This is a genomic window from Streptomyces sp. PTL18, assembly GCF_059510295.1.
Genome location: NZ_JCAJZO010000128.1, coordinates 1 through 614, shown reverse-complemented (window position 1 = coordinate 614; position 614 = coordinate 1). Strand labels below are relative to the sequence as shown.

Here is a 614-nt window from a genome sequence, read left to right as displayed (position 1 = left end):
CAACTCGTCCTCGATCGCCTCCACATGCCAGGTGTGCGAGGCGTAATCCACCGGGATCCGACGAGCCCGAACACCAGCGCCCTCACAGTGAGCCATCAACTCATCCAACGCATCCGCATCACCCGCCACGACCACGGACGACGGCCCGTTCACCGCGGCAACACCGATACGACCGGCCCACCGACCAACGAGGTCCCCGACCTGCTCGAGAGACAACGGCACGGACACCATGCCCCCACGGCCGGCGATCGCCCGAATCGCCTTCGACCGCAACGCCACCACCCGCGCACCGTCCTCCAACGACAGACCACCCGCCACCACCGCCGCCGCGATCTCACCCTGCGAGTGCCCCACCACCACCGACGGCTCAACACCACACGCACGCCACACCGCAGCCAGCGACACCATCACCGCCCACGACACCGGCTGCACCACATCCACATCGACCAACTCACCGCCGCCACACACCACATCACTCAGCGACCAGTCGACAAACGGCGCCAAAGCCCGCTCACACGCCTCCATCCACGCCGCGAACACCGGCGAGACACCCCACAACTCCCGCCCCATACCCACCCACTGCGCCCCCTGACCCGGGAACACGAACACCACAC

The 614-nt window shown here is 67.4% G+C and carries 1 protein-coding gene; it reads right to left on the bottom strand.

The window, feature by feature from the left end; all coding sequences use genetic code 11:
- Positions 1 to 614, bottom strand: a 614-nt coding sequence (locus AC5WS8_RS39300; RefSeq protein WP_496108261.1) for an acyltransferase domain-containing protein, incomplete at both ends; no start/stop codon positions are given.